This window comes from Runella sp. (genome assembly GCF_027484545.1).
Taxonomy (GTDB): domain Bacteria; phylum Bacteroidota; class Bacteroidia; order Cytophagales; family Spirosomataceae; genus Runella.
On record NZ_JAIXST010000247.1, the window covers coordinates 16,562 to 31,368 of the forward strand.

General features: G+C 42.1%; 17 protein-coding genes. 5 read left to right on the forward strand and 12 right to left on the reverse strand.

The window, feature by feature from the left end; translation table 11 throughout:
* Positions 1 to 24: 24 nt before the first annotated feature.
* Positions 25 to 357 (reverse strand): hypothetical protein, encoded by a 333-nt coding sequence (locus Q0081_RS22420; protein WP_298358848.1) that lies wholly within the window; start codon positions 355 to 357, stop codon positions 25 to 27.
* A gap of 8 nt (positions 358 to 365) precedes the next feature.
* On the reverse strand, positions 366 to 1,181 hold the full coding sequence (locus tag Q0081_RS22425; protein ID WP_298358851.1) for a hypothetical protein: 816 nt from the start codon (positions 1,179 to 1,181) through the stop codon (positions 366 to 368).
* 262 nt (positions 1,182 to 1,443) lie between these two features.
* Here Q0081_RS22425 and Q0081_RS22430 point away from each other — a divergent pair, with 262 nt between their 5' ends.
* From Q0081_RS22430 to Q0081_RS22445, 4 genes are all read left to right on the forward strand, one after another.
* Complete coding sequence (locus tag Q0081_RS22430; protein WP_298358854.1) at positions 1,444 to 2,475, forward strand: sensor histidine kinase; 1,032 nt, start codon at positions 1,444 to 1,446, stop codon at positions 2,473 to 2,475.
* Between the two features lie 9 nt (positions 2,476 to 2,484).
* Positions 2,485 to 3,201: a LytTR family DNA-binding domain-containing protein gene (locus tag Q0081_RS22435; protein WP_298358857.1), complete on the forward strand. Its 717-nt coding sequence runs from the start codon at positions 2,485 to 2,487 to the stop codon at positions 3,199 to 3,201.
* Between the two features lie 194 nt (positions 3,202 to 3,395).
* Complete coding sequence (locus Q0081_RS22440; protein WP_298358862.1) at positions 3,396 to 3,632, forward strand: DUF433 domain-containing protein; 237 nt, start codon at positions 3,396 to 3,398, stop codon at positions 3,630 to 3,632.
* Positions 3,629 to 3,826, forward strand: coding sequence for a DUF5615 family PIN-like protein (locus tag Q0081_RS22445; protein WP_298358867.1), 198 nt, complete (start codon positions 3,629 to 3,631; stop codon positions 3,824 to 3,826). The genes Q0081_RS22440 and Q0081_RS22445 overlap by 4 nt, the downstream gene beginning before the upstream one ends.
* Before the next feature lie 24 nt (positions 3,827 to 3,850).
* Here the strand turns inward: Q0081_RS22445 and Q0081_RS22450 are convergent, their stop codons facing one another.
* The 9 genes from Q0081_RS22450 to Q0081_RS22490 form a co-directional block, all read right to left on the reverse strand.
* Complete coding sequence (locus tag Q0081_RS22450) at positions 3,851 to 4,024, reverse strand: hypothetical protein (protein ID WP_298358870.1); 174 nt, start codon at positions 4,022 to 4,024, stop codon at positions 3,851 to 3,853.
* A 132-nt stretch (positions 4,025 to 4,156) separates the two neighbouring features.
* Positions 4,157 to 4,684 carry a GNAT family N-acetyltransferase gene (locus tag Q0081_RS22455; RefSeq protein ID WP_298358875.1) on the reverse strand — a complete coding sequence of 176 codons (528 nt, stop codon included), beginning with the start codon at positions 4,682 to 4,684 and terminating at the stop codon, positions 4,157 to 4,159.
* Between the two features lie 406 nt (positions 4,685 to 5,090).
* Entirely contained in the window at positions 5,091 to 5,870 is a 780-nt protein-coding gene (locus tag Q0081_RS22460; protein WP_298358878.1) for a phytanoyl-CoA dioxygenase, read from the reverse strand.
* 409 nt (positions 5,871 to 6,279) lie between these two features.
* Positions 6,280 to 9,399, reverse strand: a complete 3,120-nt coding sequence (locus tag Q0081_RS22465; RefSeq protein ID WP_298358881.1) for a VPS10 domain-containing protein — start codon at positions 9,397 to 9,399, stop codon at positions 6,280 to 6,282.
* A gap of 240 nt (positions 9,400 to 9,639) precedes the next feature.
* Positions 9,640 to 10,398 carry an outer membrane lipoprotein-sorting protein gene (locus tag Q0081_RS22470; RefSeq protein ID WP_298358884.1) on the reverse strand — a complete coding sequence of 253 codons (759 nt, stop codon included), beginning with the start codon at positions 10,396 to 10,398 and terminating at the stop codon, positions 9,640 to 9,642.
* Between the two features lie 141 nt (positions 10,399 to 10,539).
* Positions 10,540 to 11,388, reverse strand: coding sequence for a TraB/GumN family protein (locus Q0081_RS22475; protein ID WP_298358887.1), 849 nt, complete (start codon positions 11,386 to 11,388; stop codon positions 10,540 to 10,542).
* A gap of 20 nt (positions 11,389 to 11,408) precedes the next feature.
* Positions 11,409 to 11,909: a hypothetical protein gene (locus Q0081_RS22480; RefSeq protein ID WP_298358889.1), complete on the reverse strand. Its 501-nt coding sequence runs from the start codon at positions 11,907 to 11,909 to the stop codon at positions 11,409 to 11,411.
* Positions 11,910 to 11,966: 57 nt separating this feature from the next.
* Entirely contained in the window at positions 11,967 to 12,590 is a 624-nt protein-coding gene (locus Q0081_RS22485) for a hypothetical protein (protein WP_298358892.1), read from the reverse strand.
* Between the two features lie 3 nt (positions 12,591 to 12,593).
* Positions 12,594 to 13,079 (reverse strand): RNA polymerase sigma factor, encoded by a 486-nt coding sequence (locus tag Q0081_RS22490; protein ID WP_298358895.1) that lies wholly within the window; start codon positions 13,077 to 13,079, stop codon positions 12,594 to 12,596.
* Positions 13,080 to 13,248: 169 nt separating this feature from the next.
* On the opposite strand from Q0081_RS22490, the gene Q0081_RS22495 reads away from it, so the two are divergent.
* Entirely contained in the window at positions 13,249 to 13,377 is a 129-nt protein-coding gene (locus Q0081_RS22495) for a 30S ribosomal protein THX (protein ID WP_298358898.1), read from the forward strand.
* A gap of 98 nt (positions 13,378 to 13,475) precedes the next feature.
* On the opposite strand, the gene Q0081_RS22500 is transcribed toward Q0081_RS22495, so the two are convergent.
* The gene (locus Q0081_RS22500) at positions 13,476 to 14,780 is read right to left on the reverse strand and encodes an aminotransferase class V-fold PLP-dependent enzyme (protein WP_298358901.1); all 1,305 of its coding nucleotides are present in this window, start codon (positions 14,778 to 14,780) and stop codon (positions 13,476 to 13,478) included.
* Positions 14,781 to 14,807: the final 27 nt, after the last annotated feature.

Consider the following 14,807-nt stretch of genomic DNA (forward strand, 5'->3'; position numbering starts at 1 on the left):
TGTGCCTCGGCACGGGTTAAAGTTTTAACTATTTTTTTTGAGTAACATTCTACATTCTTCCTGAATTTCAGCATCTTCATAAGCCAATGGGCGAAGCGACAATGCTTTCTCGGCAATCGCCTTGGGTTGTGGGTGTTTTCGCCAGTGCGCCTCAACGACCGAAAGTACTGCCACATTACACAAAGCTTCGGTATGTTCGGGCGATGTGGCAAGCACTTGCTGGTATAATTTAAGGGCTTCAGCCCTTTCGTAGCGGTCTTTGTGAGCGCGGGCTCTGCTCAAAAAAGCCTCGCGTTCATCTCCCCATCGTCCCCAAACGGCCAAACCCAGTAAGGCCACAAAGAGTAGGTTTTGCATCTTGAATATTATCTTAATTCAACCGTTTTTGATTGACTACCTACGGTAAGTGTACCTACCATGTCACAACTACCAGTGCCATAATCAAGCACGCCCGTCATGCCCTTTGTTCCTATTTTCATGACCCCACTCACCGCTACGTTGGTCGAACACGCCCCTTTTATTATTAAATTGGTGGTAGTTTCGACGTCATAGTTCAAATCGCTCATAAAATAACTTCCTTTTAATGAGGTGATTACTTCGTCGTCGTTGGTATTGGTGGTCTGAAAATTCTTCCAAGATTGCCCCATTTCCATCGTAGTACGGAAACTACTGCCCTGATACGCCGCCGTCAAATCGGTTACTTTTACTTTGTATTCCAACAAATTTACGCCAGTTTTTTTGAAATCGTTTAACCCTACCGTTCCATTTAAGGCTACGTCTCCTACTGCAAAATTATTCATTCGGATATTGATAGAAGCACCCGATTGTCCAAAAGCCCCCGTATAACTAACCGTGATGGAGCCTTTGATTGAACCATAAGGACTATTGCAGCCGCTTGAAAAGTCAACAGTAATGGTTTTATTTTTCAAGTCGGGTTGAATATTAGCACAAGTGGGGAGTTCTCCCATCTCTGCCGAAACTCGGCCGTTAGCCTTAGATTTGTCCATAATATCGTTGGTCATTTGAATCAACGCCTGAATGGCGCTCTGAATACGGGTATTTTGCTGGATTAAGGTTTGGAATTGAGCAAAATCGTCGGGTTCGATTTTTGTCTCTTCTGTCCGATTGCACGAGCTAAGTAAAGTAGCGGCGAAGATGGCTGCGATTGAGATGTGTTTCATTGTTTGAGTTGTGTTATGAATTTGTAAAACATTTGTTTGAATTGATGGGTCAAAATTGGCGGGTTTCGATTACCTCCAAAAAACAATTCAACCAATGCGCTTTACATTTCAACCAACACCTCTATTTATTGCAAAATCTATTCCCAACATAGTACCTATGACAAAAGGGATTTAAGTTGAGCTAATGGCCTCATTCGTTGAAGAAAAGGGGCATTTTGTTGAAAAAAAGGCGAAATTGAAGCGCAAAAAACTAATTTCGGACATGAACTTGTTTGCAGAACGGTACCGTTGGGTTTGGCACGTCGCTTTCTGGCTTACGTACATTTTGTTGTTGTCCTACACTTTTGGGCAAATTATGCCCTTTCTCGCGGCCCAAAGTCGGGTATTTACGGGCTTGGTACTGCACGTAAGTTTTGCTTATCTCAATTGGTTTTGGCTGATACCGCGTTTTTTTTTACAAAAGCAATACCTTCGTTATTTTGGATTGGCGCTTAGTTTGCTTTTCCTTCTGGGTTTTATCAGGTATTGGTTTGAGTCGGCGGCATTTCCTATTCCTGCGCCTTTGATTTCATCCGTAACGCCCATTTTACCCCTAAAACTTATCTTTATTTCATTTTCATTTTTAAGCATTTGGGTACTGAGTTCATTGTTTAGATTGCTCGAAGACCGTATCAAAACCATGCAACGCGAAAATGAACTCAAAAACGCCCAACTCCATTCAGAATTACGTTTTTTGAAGTCACAAATCAACCCTCATTTTTTGTTTAATACCCTCAACAATGTGTATTCGTTGGCTTATCTCAAATCCGACCAAGCCGCCCCCATGATTTTAAAACTGTCGGGAATGCTACGTTATATGCTGTATGATTGCGATGCCCCAAAAGTGCCCTTACAAAAGGAAATCGAATACTTACAAGACTACGTGGAACTCCAAGTGCTCAATCCAGCCGACCGCCCTAAAGTGCAGTTTGAGATTCAAAATCAGGTGCCTAACCTGATGATTGAACCGATGCTTTTTGTCAATTTTATTGAAAATTCTTTCAAACACGGTAACCTGAGTCAACCTGCCGCTTTCATTCGGATTCAACTCATCAACCAAGCCCACGAGTTGGCATTTACGGTCGAAAATTCAGTAGGAAACAGTAAAAGTAAAGACAAAATAGGCGGATTAGGGCTGCAAAACGTACGTCAACGGATGGCACTTTTGTACCCTCAAAAACACGATTTACAAATCACAGAAGCCCCCAACCAATACCAAGTACATTTGACTTTAAAAATTACTCAACCGCAATAACTCCCCACGATGAACTGTCTGATTGTTGACGATGAATACATGGCTCGGCTTTTATTGGAAGAATACGTCCGAAAAATCCCGTCTTTGCATCTTATTGCTACCTGCGAGAATGCCTTAGAAGCGTTTCATTTGCTCAAAACTGAAGCCGTGGATGTGGTATTTTTGGATATTCAAATGCCTCATCTCACCGGGCTTGAGTTTGTGCAAACCTTACAATCCAAGCCCGCCATTATTTTTACGACGGCCTATTCAGAACACGCCGTTGAGGGTTTTCGGCTCGACGCCGTGGATTACCTGCTGAAACCGTTTTCGTTTGAGCGTTTTGTACAGGCCATCGGCAAAGCCACCGATTTTGTTGCTTTTCATAAACAATACTCTCCTACCCTTCCTTCTGAAACATCGTTGGCTGTACCTGACCATTTTTTTGTAAAAGCCGATGGGAAACGAATTAAAGTTCGGTTTGAAGATATCTTGTACATCGAAGGTCTCAAAGAATACGTCAGCATCTACACTGCTGATAATCAGCGTATCATAACGCTTCAGTCCATCAAACACTTGGAGAAGTTGCTACCCGAAGGTGCTTATTTGAGAATTCATAAATCGTACATTATCAGCTTGGCTCGTATCGACGCCATCGTGGGCAATCAGGTAGAAATCCACAAAAAACTCTTGCCTATTGGTGCTACTTACAAAGAAGAACTAATGAAACGCTTGCAGTTGGAATGAGAACAAAGCTCTAAAAATATTGAATATCAGCGAGTAATGCCTTTGAAAATACTTCTAAACCTTAACACCTGCTATTATTTTATAAAATACGGCTAAAGAGAGGAATCAATATGGGTATAAATAGCCTTTAGAAGCACGAAGTCACGGTGAGAATTGTTTGTAAAAATGTTATGTTTGTAAAAAATAGAATAACTATGGAAAATCTATTGGGTCGTATTACGCTAAATCCTGACGTATGTTTTGGTAAACCAACAATCCGAAATATGCGCTATCCTGTCGAGATGATTTTGGATTTACTATCAGCAGGTATGACTTCGGATGAACTTTTAGACGACTATCCAGACTTGGAAATGCTCGACATTCAAGCTTGTTTACTTTTTGCCTCACGGCTTACCAAAATCAATAGCATTAGCCGAGTTATCGCTGCATGAATTCCTTTGTCATTGATGCTCAACTACCATATCGCCTAAAAAAATGGCTGACCGATAAAGGCTATGACGTAATTCATACGCTTGATTTACCGCTCAAAAATCTAACACCTGACATCTTTATTGCCGATTTAGCTATTCAACAAAACCGCATCGTTATCACAAAAGATGACGATTTTTTAAAATTGAATATGTAGTTACAAACAACGACTAACGCCGTACTACTTCCTTTTTTTAACAAAATCAAAAGCAGCACCAACAGCAACGCCTATGGCTAATCCCATTGCTATACTTGCAGAAGTGTTTCCCGAAGAAACACCGTAGGCTGCACCAAATGCAACTCCAAGAGCTGCCCCAATACCGATTCCATTTCCAGACTTTGTATTTTCTGACATAATGATTTTTTGTTTTACTTGTTACTTGCCATTTGTGGATTGTTTGCTAATTGGCTATCACCATAATTATCAATCCCTTAACAAGCAGGCAATTACACTTTCTATTAGTTTTTCAAAAGTATAGTTAACTCTTCAATTTGCCAACAAATCAAAATACATCAGTCGTGTATCGTACTCCACATCGGCTTCAGTGATGAACTTGAAACCATTTTTTAGGTAGAAATCAAACGCTTCTCGGTACGAATTTACGGTGAGAAATCTTGCTCCACCAACGGGGGCTTTTTTCGCTTTTGCTTTGATGTAATTGAGTAAATACGTCCCAATTCCTACGTTTTGACTACGGTTATCTACCCCAATATACCCGATGATTAAAGCCGAAAATGATACATAATCGTTTTCATTGGGAAAGTGAGTGGTTCTAAATTTCTTCCAACACGGCTCACTTTCTACGTCTTCAAAGGTGATTTTATCATTGGATAAACTAAAAAATGCAACAAACTTTTTGTGGTAAGTAACCAAAAATACATTGGAAAGTAGTTCGGTGTGGCGTTTGTAAGCATCCTCGTAAAAATACGCATCCACATCCTCAAGGCCTGTTCTAAAATCTTTCAGTTGCTTGCGCGAAACTAATTTTCTGATTTTTAAATCTGCTAAATTCATTTAAAAAGTAAGGGATTTACAAAATATATTAGGACAAGTAAAAAGGTTATTGGTGAAACAACAACGAAAAAAATACTCACTTTTGTCACCCTGAACGCTTTCGGGGTCTAAACCCGCTTATCTTAGAGGCACATTGAGCAACATCGTTGGCACTTGCCGTGTTACAAAAACGCTGCTTATTTTGAATTGCAGTTTTAAACTACGATTAACTGGGAAAAATTTAAGCAAATACCACGAATTGCAAATGTCGAAACTGACTATACGTTTGATATTTTGCTGATAACTAACACTTAAAAACTTCGCTTTGTCCAGTCGTATGTGTCTTTAAGCTAAAAAATATCAAACTATTTCAGCAACATACGCTTTAAAATTCATCAATAGTCAAACTGCAAGTAGTATTTTGTATTTACATTTTAAGACCTTGCAATATCGCTTTTTCAACGGGGCTAAGTAGAACATTTATTTTATTTAGATTAAAGTCATACTTGGTTAAAAGAGGGGGTTGAGCCATAAATTTTGGTGTGGTTCCATAATGATTTTGTGCAGAGTGAACAATGAATGGATGGCACAAATAGACTGTTCCTGCTTTACCTGTTGCAAAAATTTCTTCTTTTGTAGAAATTGTATTTAATTTTTGAGCTAACTCCATAAACGAAAGGCCTTTTTCTCCTTCTGGTTCTAAAATTTTTGCAACATCAAAATGAGACCCTTTTTTGATAATGGTTGGGGCATCGTTTTCAGATACATCTGAAAATAAGAAGAGCATCAATAATCCACGAGCTTTTGAGTTTACATTTATACGCCATTCGAAATAATTATTTGCATTTTCACCTGCAAAACTTGCATCAACATGCCACCCTGTATCATTGGCTGATTCTTTGCTCGGGAAACGTATCGGAAACGAACCCAATGTGAGTCTCGGTAACCAGTTATCTTTTCCAACTAATTGGTCAAAAGCATTGTGAAGAATTAGCGTATTTGCGGCTTTTTTGAATGGTTCAAATCCCAACTCGCCAATTCTAACAACTGGTTGTGTCCAACTATCGGGATTATTGGGGTCGCATTGAGTGGCTTTCCATAAAATTGCGCGGCATTCGTCTGCAATTTCAGTAGAAAAGGCATTTTCTATTTTGACCAACCCATCATTTATAAAACTGTTTATTTGTTCTCTGGTTAATTCTTCCATTATTTTCCAGTGTTACTATTACTTCACTGCTAATTGTCAAATATTCTAAAGTTTGTTGCGGTTTTTGTTTTGTTGAACAAATTCTTTCAACATACAATTGTACGCCTAATTTTCTCAGTTCAACACTATTGGACGCAGCGATTTTTTAACAACTAAAACAAATTGGCGTGAGATTTTCAAATTTCTCGCAAACGATTTATTTTTTCAATCCAAGAGTTGGTGACAACAACCCTACTTAAACGATTCAATTATTAATCATTAGGCCAAAAACGCGGCCGTTACAGGTCATACTTTCCTTCAGACCCGAAATCTGCTTATTTCATTCAAAAAGTAAGGAATTAAAACAAAAAAAGCGGAGGTGCCAAGTGTTTTATTTCTTGGCACCTCCGCCGTTTTGTTAGGTATTTTATCAATTATCGGCTTTCAAGAACTCCTCCAATGAGCGGAGTTTTATTTCTTCCATTTTTAGTTTTAGCAACTGTGCGTTTAACTTCGTGAGTTGGTTGGTTTTAAAACCTTCTATTTTAGTTTTTGCGTCGTTAAAACGCTCCTCCAACACCTTTACATTGGCCATTTGCGCATTAGAAGGACGCCCCGCATAACCTGATATTTCGCTAAACAAACTGGCAAGTTTTTCGCGAAATTGCGGTTCGGCAGCTCCCACATAATTGTCGCCTTTGGTCACTACGAGGGTTTCTTTGAGTGCGTCAAACTCCTTGAGTGAAGGTTCTACCATTTTCTTCAACTTGGCATTTTTGGCCAAACGGTCGGCAGCACCGTCGCGCATGGCGTCCAATTGATCTACCATCGAAGCCAACTGCTCGTTCATGGCGTAGAGCTTCATGGTGGTTTCATACTGCGCGGCGCGGTCAGCATCGGTGTGCATAGAATTCGGGTCGGCCTTTAGTTCGATTTTGTGCTCGTAAGTGCTCGTCCCTTTGGTCATTTTGATGGTATAAACGCCCACGGGCAAACGAGGCGAAGTAAAGCCCCCAAAAGACAAGGTTTTGGCTTTGGCTACTTTAGGCGGTTTGAGACGATACGCCCAATCCACCACGTTGATACCCTTCGATTTTCCTGGGGTAAGGTCGGCTACTTTTTTGCCGTCTTTATCAAATACCTCGATGGCCATTTTGCCAAACGTATGGCGGCCTTTGAGGTAATAAATGATTTTTGCCACGCGGCTTGGGTTGTCGCCCACGTACTCGCCCGCGTCGCCTCCTTCGGCAAAAGCAGCATCTTCGCGTACCACCGTTGGGTTGGTTTGGAAGAAATGTACGTCTTTGGTTACCATCTCTTTGGTGATTTGGCGCAACGGGCTGATGTCGTCCAAAATAATGATGCCGCGTCCGTGGGTAGCAAGTACCAAATCGTTGGTTTCGGGGTGAATCGCAATGTAATGCACGGCTACGGGCGGTACGTTATTTTTGAACTGCGACCAGTTTTGTCCACCGTCCACGGTGATAAACAGCCCCATTTCCGTCCCTAAAAACAACAGGTTGGGATTCACCAAATCTTCTTTGATGTGGCGAACGAAAGTAGGAATATCCTTGGTAACAATGGATTTCCAGCTTTTTCCTAAATCAGTAGTTTTGTAAGTGTAAGGCGTAAAATCGCCTGATGAATGACCTTCAAAGACCACATAGCAGGTGTTTTTGTCGAAACGGCTCGGTTCTACTTGGTACGCCCAAGTATTTTTGGGGAGATTAGGCACGTTTGCCGCCACGTTTATCCAAGTTTTGCCGCCGTCAGTGGTCACTTGCACGTTGCCGTCGTCGGTGCCTACCCACAAGATATTCTCATCGAGGGGCGACTCGGCTACGCTGAATATCGTGCAGTGGTTTTCTGCGCCAGAGTTGTCAGCTGATAGACCTCCTGAATTTTCTTGCTGCTGTTTGGCAGGGTCGTTGGTGGTCAAATCAGGAGAAATTTTCACCCAAGTTTCGCCCATGTCGTCCGAACGGTGCAAAAACTGACTACCGATGTAAAGGCGGTCGGGTTTGGCTGGACTGAGGTTCATGGCGGCGTTCCAGTTGAAACGCAATTTGGGTTCGTTGGCTTCGGCCAGTGGCTTTATGATTTTAGACTGACGGCGTTCGGTATCGTATCGCCAAATGTATTCCGCACCTTGCATTTCCGAATAAACGATATTGGCTTTGGTTGGGTGACGATAAACGCGAAAACCATCTCCCTGCCCTACGCTAAACCAATCACGGTTTTCGATACCCCCAGGGCTTTCTGAGGGGCCATACCACGAACCGTTGTCTTGCAACCCACCGTAGATTTTGTAGGGTTTGGCGTTGTCGAGACTTACTTGATAAAATTGCGAAACAGGCAGGTTTTTCACCATTTCAAATACGCTACCACCGTCCCAAGAGCGATACACGCCGCCGTCAGTCCCCGTAGTTATTTGATTGGAATTGTTGATGTCAAACCAAAAATCGTGAATATCGGAGTGCATTGCCCCCAAGGTTCGGAAAGTTTTGCCCCCATCGCGACTGATAGAACCACTCAAACCACCTTTCAACAAGATGTCAGGGTTTTTGGGGTCAATGACGATGCGAGAGAAATAAAAAGGCCGAACGGTAAGCTCAAAGTCACCGTTGGAGCGTTTCCAAGTAGCCCCTGCGTCGTCTGAGCGGTACAAGCCTTTGGTGGCATCGGTTTCGGACTCAATCACCGAATACAAAATATTGGGATTGGAAGGCGCAATCGCCACCGCTATCCGTCCGAGTTTGCCCGAAGGAAAACCGTTGTGGATTTTGTTCCATGTTTTACCCGCGTCGGTAGATTTGTACAAGGCCGACTGCATTCCGCCCGAATTAAACGACCAAGCCGTGCGGCGGTGTTCCCAAAAAGCTGCGTACAACACATTGGGATTTTTAGGATCCATCACCAATTCAGAACAGCCCGTGTTTTCGTCCACGTACAAGATTTTCTCCCACGTTTTGCCGCCGTCAGTGGTTTTGTAAACGCCCCGATCGGCACTCGCCGACCACAACGCCCCCTGAACGCCCACATATACAACGTTGGAGTTGGTAGGGTCAATTTCGATGGCACTGATGCGTTCTGATTTTTCTAACCCCATTTTGGTGAAGTTGTCGCCGCCGTCGGTTGATTTATAAATTCCATCACCAACACTGACGCTGTTGCGGGTCCAGATTTCGCCCGTTCCTACCCAGATGTTTTTATCGGGATTGGTGGGGTCAAGGGCAATAGCCCCAATACACTGAGGATGTTTATCGAAAATAGGTTGATAAGTAACGCCTCCGTCTTTTGAACGCCACACGCCCCCACCTGCTGCCCCTACGTACATTACGCGAGCGTCGGTAGGGTGGCCTTCGAGTTCAACAATACGGCCACTCATAAGCGCAGGCCCAATTTGACGGGCGCGAAGTGTACCAAAAAGTTCGTCGCCTTTCAAGGGAATTGCCTCTTGTGCCAACGAAGAAAAGTTAATAAAAACCATCCCCAAAAAGCCCAAGGATGCTTTTAGCGAAGATTGTAGTAAATGGTTGATTTTGTTCATAAAAGCTGTACGAATTGAATGAATGTCTAATTTAAAAATGTTTTGATTACTCTCTTAAGTATTAAGTAATTGAGTAATTGAGTATTTAGAAAATGTGTAATTGTTTGTTTATCAACAACTTGACAAACTCAACACTTGGTACTCTTTACTTAATACTCCTTAAGTAAAGAGATACAAAGGCTTAATAATCAAAAAGTGTAAGTTTTGGGGCTTACACTTTTTGATTATTGACTTTAACGATTACTTCCCGTCAGGAAAAGCAAATTCTTTGGGGTCGAGCGAAACGTTGGTTTCGATTTTTTCCATTGTGATGCTTTGTCCCGTTTGACCATTCATACGGTAACTGATTGTAAACGGAAATACCAATCCGTTAATATCCTGATAATCACTAAAAAGGCTTTCTTGTGCCATGCCTTTCATGGGGCCTTTCTTCACCATTGTCCGCGACATAATAGGCACGTAGTTTTGGGCGTCAAAGAAGTAGGTCACCACGTTTTCTTCTTCTTTCCCTTCAACTTTTTGGGGCTTTTTGGTCAATTTGACTTTGAAACACTCCGTACCTTCAATGGTTTCTTTGCCTTCCAATTCTACTTTGTAACCTTTGGTTTTGTAGTCAATAAAAGGATCTGGAAAATCACCAACGGCATCGCGTTTGATGTTTTCGGTATCTTCTCCTTCCATTTTTTCGGCTTTCATGGTCATTTGGTTAGTATTCCAAGCGTTTGTGCCGTCGAAAGCTACTTGTACAAATTCTTTACCTTGAAAATTGGCTGACATTTTGATTTTACCATCAGCCGCCTGCATCATGGTGATAGGCAGCTCCATTGCCTGCATTTTCATTTTTCCTGCCATTTTAATACTCTTAATGGCCATCCATTTGTCTTTACCACCCGTGTTGGCAAAATACTTGTTTAAAATTTCATCCACCGTTTGGGCTTGCGCGGCAACTGCCGTTAAAGCAAAAAGGGCTGATAGTGCGAGCGTCTTGATTTTTTTCATCGAGTTGTTTGTTAGTTTTTTGCAATAATGAGGAAGGTTTTACATTTCACCAACCTCAAAAGTGTTTATCGAGCCAAATTATTTACGGGCGGTCAATGAATTAGCTGAATGGTTGTGGTATAATTTCTATGCCTCTTAACTTTACAAAACGGCTTTTACGGTATATCCTTTCTTTTTCAGTAAACTCAGCACCCCTTTTGCGCTTCCTAAATGCCCTGCTCCTACCGCAAAAAAAGTAGGTTTTCCCTGCATCGCTTTTTCCATGATAGGTACCCAAGCCGCATTACGATTGGAGAGTAAAATATCTTCGTAGCCGTTGAAATCCCACTCACTTTCGTCCATTACTTTGAGCAAACCTTCCACGTCCTGAGCTTTGTAGAGCGCTACCATATCTCCGAATTCTTTCGCAGAATCTTCTTTTTTTCTGACCATGCCAACCAACATTTCAGCCTGTTTTTCGTAGGGAATTTTGTCAAAAACCCCCATTTGAAACTCTACCGTTTCCAAGCCTAACATTTCTTTTTTTGCATTAGTGGCCATTTGGGTGAATATCAACTCATACGACTGCGGCTGACACGTCAACAATGTCATGTAAAGCATGGACATGAGGGCAAAGGGTTTCATTCCGCCAATCTGGTCTAGCCCCATCCCCATTTTCTGTTTGAAATAATCGCTCAGCAGGGTATAATCGTCAGCTTTGAGATAGTCTTTCATCTTTTTCCCGTTGGGCAACATCATTGTTTGAGTCATTTTCGTCATCATGGAGGGGTCATCCATATCCAATTCAAGATATACCTGCTCCGCTTTTTCAAAAGCGGCTTTGGTCGAGTCCGTCATGAAGTAATCTTTAGGACAAATCACGTGAATCGTCCCGTAGAGGTAAGAAGGCTTAGTCAACCCATTGCCTGAGATTTCCCAAAGAAGGGATTTTTCCTGCGCGTTAGCAAAGTGCCCAAAAAGGCAAAGAATAAGAATTTTAAGTGTTTTCATGGGTTTTTATTTAATCATTTTTAAGCAGTTGCCATTAAAAGGAAGCCAAGACTGTCAACATCACCACACTCGCTCAGCGCAATGGGGTAAAAGTAATGCCAAATAATGCTTGCCAGCCAAAAAGCATAAGGATTTGTTTTAAAAACTTCTTTCATACTGAATTCTGCTTGAGCTCGCCCTTTGGCCGTAGTTAACCGAGCCTCCACTAAGATTTGCTTATCAGCATCCAATAACTGAATAGCCGCTAAAGGATTGTTTGTGAAGTTGAGATAATACCGTTGTTCTTCTAAGGTAATGACCGAGGAAGAACCGAACCAACTTTTAGACCGCATTTCTCCCATAACTTTTCCATCGGGAGCTATCAATTGATACGTTTGTTTCCAGCTGTTCCTGAGTTGAAAACGATAGATTTTGCCTTTCGATTCCCACGTGGTTTGTGACAATTCTCTGCGAAGCGTCCCGAGTAAATACCCATTATCAACAAGTTCAAATGTGTTTGTACTTTTCTTTTGCCATTCCATGATTATTTTGGATTTAGTTTGCCAATAAGTCGCCCATTAAATTGAAATGTTACAAACTCAATGATTTTTTTCTTCTAATTCTTCCAGACAGGCACTCAACTTCTCTAAATAGTGGCCGTAGAGTTTATTGATATACCAATTGACAAACGGAATACATAACAACGCATAGCTTACTGACAGTCCAAAAGTCACCCATAAGATGGTTGGCGAAAGTTTAGTAATTAATTGTTCCAACCAATACACGTACAATAGCCCCCAAATAACCCCGAAACCAGCAATAGGAGTCAAAATCAAATTCATACGCCGATACCAATGCAGGTATTGACGAAGCATCTCAACCTGTCGATGAAGCGTACGGTGCAGATCCTCGACGGGCAGTTGACTAAAGTTCCTAAGCACATGGTAGAACCGTGCGAAAGGTTTTAAAAAAGGGATTAAAAGTAAAGCGAAAGTACTAACCATACTCAATCGAAAATACCAGGGAAAGGGACTGATACCCATTGCCAGAATCCCCAATACCAAAATTCCAATTTCTCCGTAAAAACTCCGCAGCATTTTTTCAGTCAAACTACTTGAGCGTTGTTTAATGATTCGGTTCAGCTCTGTTACGGAGACTTCATATTGTAGATTTTCGGCTTCTGTCACCTGCTTCCATGTATTTTTCAAATCGTCCAATTCCATGGCTTAGTCTGTTTTCAGTTTACGCAATTTTTCTTGAATCCGGTGCATTTTTACCCGTACATTGCCCGGTGTGATTCCCACAATTTCGGCTATTTCATCATAACTCTTTTCGTCCAAATACAACATCACTATCGCTTTTTCAGCATCCGACAGTCGGCCGACAGCTTGATAAAGCCACTGCACTTTCTCCTGCCATTCAGCAGAAGAGGAAGTGTCCGGAATCTGGGTAAGTTGTTCCGAAATTTCTACATGCCCTGCTTGCTTACGACTGCGTCGGTAATCAGTAATGGCGGTATTAATCGCTACTTGATATATCCACGTACTCACTTTGGCTTCTTTCCGAAATTTTGGAAAGGAACGCCATAATTGAAGTACAATTTCCTGATACAAATCGCGGCGAGCTTCGATATCTGTGCAATACATCGTACATACTTTCACCAAAGTACCTTGGTTAACGCGCAAAATTTCTAAAAATTCGAATTCATTCATGAATTCATTTTTTATTTAATAATTCGTCAAACGTTGGATTTGTTACAGAAAAACAGAAAAAATGTCGTCTCAAATGAAAATCGAATTTTCAAAAGGCCTTTGACCTAAAAACGATTGCTTTTTATATTTATGCGGTCAATTTTCTTTAATTCTTAAAACTTGTATTGTAATGGGAAAAGGAGTCAGAAAGACGAAAAAAGGTAAAATTTGGCGTGGTTCGTATGGGGTATTGCGCCCATCAAAAAAAGCGAAACCCGATACCGCAAACACCACCCAAAAACCTGCTGAAACCAAGTAAAAGGTTTTCGTAAAGTACAGGAACACCTGCCACAGAAAAAGGGAGAAATGCAGAATATAAATTCCGTGTTTCTCCCTTTGTTTTTTACAGTTTTTCCTCTAACTCTTCCGCTTCGAGGCCGATGCAATCTCATCCAACGCATTCACCAATCGGTCGAGGTCTTTGGGTGAATGATATACGTGAGGCGTTACACGTACGCCTTTGATGTTTTCCCATTCGATACCCGTCGTGTGGATTTTGTATTTGTTGTATAATTGCCCGTCCAGTTCAGACGTTTTCAAGCCATCTACTGATACCAATGCAATAGCACAGGCGTATTTGGGGTCAGGTGAAGTATGGATTTTTACCCCTGGGATTTGGCGTGCTTTGTCAGTCCAATACCGCTGAAGGTAATGAGCGCGTGCCTGCTTACGAGCTGCTCCAATTGACAATTGAAAATCAGCAGCCGTTCCAATGGCCATTTCGGAAGCAAAAGAGCGCGTGCCGAGGCTTTCAAATTTGCGAATATCCGGGCCGTCGGGTTCGTTGTTCGACAGCAAAGCCCATACATTCGAGATTTTATCTTTTTTCACGTACATCATCCCACTTCCAAACGGTGCACACAGCCATTTGTGGAGACTCGTCGCGTAATAATCACATCCTAAATCAGGTATTTTAAAATCCAGTAATCCAAACGTATGCGCTCCGTCGGCAATCACCTGAATACCGCGTTTGTGCGCTTCGTCGGCAATTTTTCGTACGGGTTGAATCTGTCCAATCCAATTGATCATGTGCGTAATGTGCACCACTTTTGTGCGTGAGGTAAAGGCGCTTACAAATTGTTGCACAAAATAATCGTCGTTTTCCTGCGGCAATTCCAAATTCAGCCACACTAACTTGATGCCTTCCCGTTTTTCGCGCTGTTTCCAGGCATTAATCATGTTAGGATAATCCTGTTTGGTCAAAACCACTTCATCACCGGGTTTCAAATCCAAGCCAAAAATAACCGTGTTCAATCCTTCGGTGGCGTTGCGATTGATGGCAATCTCTTCTGCCGAGCATCCCGACAAATCGGCCAATTTAGTGCGTAATGCCTCGCGGCCTTGGTCCAAAATCCGCCACATGTAGTAGCTGGGAGCTTCGTTGCAATATTGGTAAAAACGAATGTGAGCCTCCTGCACCGAGCGCGGTTGCGGACATACGCCCCCGTTGTTGAGGTTTAAGAGATTAGGCGAAACAGTAAATTCATTCTTTACCCACGACCAAAAATCCTCGTTTTGGGCAGCGTCTAAAGGAGAAAGGTGTGCCGTTTGGCGGTTGATGGCTTCGAAGTTAGTGGCTTCGGCAGGTGCTAAAAAGGGTGGCAGGGTGAGTGCGCCGGCAGTAGCGCCTAAAGACCCCAAAAATTGACGACGGTTAAACATAGTTTAGGTACAGTTTGAAAGTGAAGC

What these genes read in the sequence shown, in the direction of transcription:
- Q0081_RS22420 (WP_298358848.1), bottom strand. Translation starts at nt 357, where the DNA reads ATGCAAAACCTACTCTTTGTGGCCTTACTGGGTTTGGCCGTTTGGGGA.
- Q0081_RS22425 (WP_298358851.1), bottom strand. Translation starts at nt 1,181, where the DNA reads ATGAAACACATCTCAATCGCAGCCATCTTCGCCGCTACTTTACTTAGC.
- Q0081_RS22430 (WP_298358854.1), top strand. Translation starts at nt 1,444, where the DNA reads ATGAACTTGTTTGCAGAACGGTACCGTTGGGTTTGGCACGTCGCTTTC.
- Q0081_RS22435 (WP_298358857.1), top strand. Translation starts at nt 2,485, where the DNA reads ATGAACTGTCTGATTGTTGACGATGAATACATGGCTCGGCTTTTATTG.
- Q0081_RS22440 (WP_298358862.1), top strand. Translation starts at nt 3,396, where the DNA reads ATGGAAAATCTATTGGGTCGTATTACGCTAAATCCTGACGTATGTTTT.
- Q0081_RS22445 (WP_298358867.1), top strand. Translation starts at nt 3,629, where the DNA reads ATGAATTCCTTTGTCATTGATGCTCAACTACCATATCGCCTAAAAAAA.
- Q0081_RS22450 (WP_298358870.1), bottom strand. Translation starts at nt 4,024, where the DNA reads ATGTCAGAAAATACAAAGTCTGGAAATGGAATCGGTATTGGGGCAGCT.
- Q0081_RS22455 (WP_298358875.1), bottom strand. Translation starts at nt 4,684, where the DNA reads ATGAATTTAGCAGATTTAAAAATCAGAAAATTAGTTTCGCGCAAGCAA.
- Q0081_RS22460 (WP_298358878.1), bottom strand. Translation starts at nt 5,870, where the DNA reads ATGGAAGAATTAACCAGAGAACAAATAAACAGTTTTATAAATGATGGG.
- Q0081_RS22465 (WP_298358881.1), bottom strand. Translation starts at nt 9,399, where the DNA reads ATGAACAAAATCAACCATTTACTACAATCTTCGCTAAAAGCATCCTTG.
- Q0081_RS22470 (WP_298358884.1), bottom strand. Translation starts at nt 10,398, where the DNA reads ATGAAAAAAATCAAGACGCTCGCACTATCAGCCCTTTTTGCTTTAACG.
- Q0081_RS22475 (WP_298358887.1), bottom strand. Translation starts at nt 11,388, where the DNA reads ATGAAAACACTTAAAATTCTTATTCTTTGCCTTTTTGGGCACTTTGCT.
- Q0081_RS22480 (WP_298358889.1), bottom strand. Translation starts at nt 11,909, where the DNA reads ATGGAATGGCAAAAGAAAAGTACAAACACATTTGAACTTGTTGATAAT.
- Q0081_RS22485 (WP_298358892.1), bottom strand. Translation starts at nt 12,590, where the DNA reads ATGGAATTGGACGATTTGAAAAATACATGGAAGCAGGTGACAGAAGCC.
- Q0081_RS22490 (WP_298358895.1), bottom strand. Translation starts at nt 13,079, where the DNA reads ATGAATGAATTCGAATTTTTAGAAATTTTGCGCGTTAACCAAGGTACT.
- Q0081_RS22495 (WP_298358898.1), top strand. Translation starts at nt 13,249, where the DNA reads ATGGGAAAAGGAGTCAGAAAGACGAAAAAAGGTAAAATTTGGCGTGGT.
- Q0081_RS22500 (WP_298358901.1), bottom strand. Translation starts at nt 14,780, where the DNA reads ATGTTTAACCGTCGTCAATTTTTGGGGTCTTTAGGCGCTACTGCCGGC.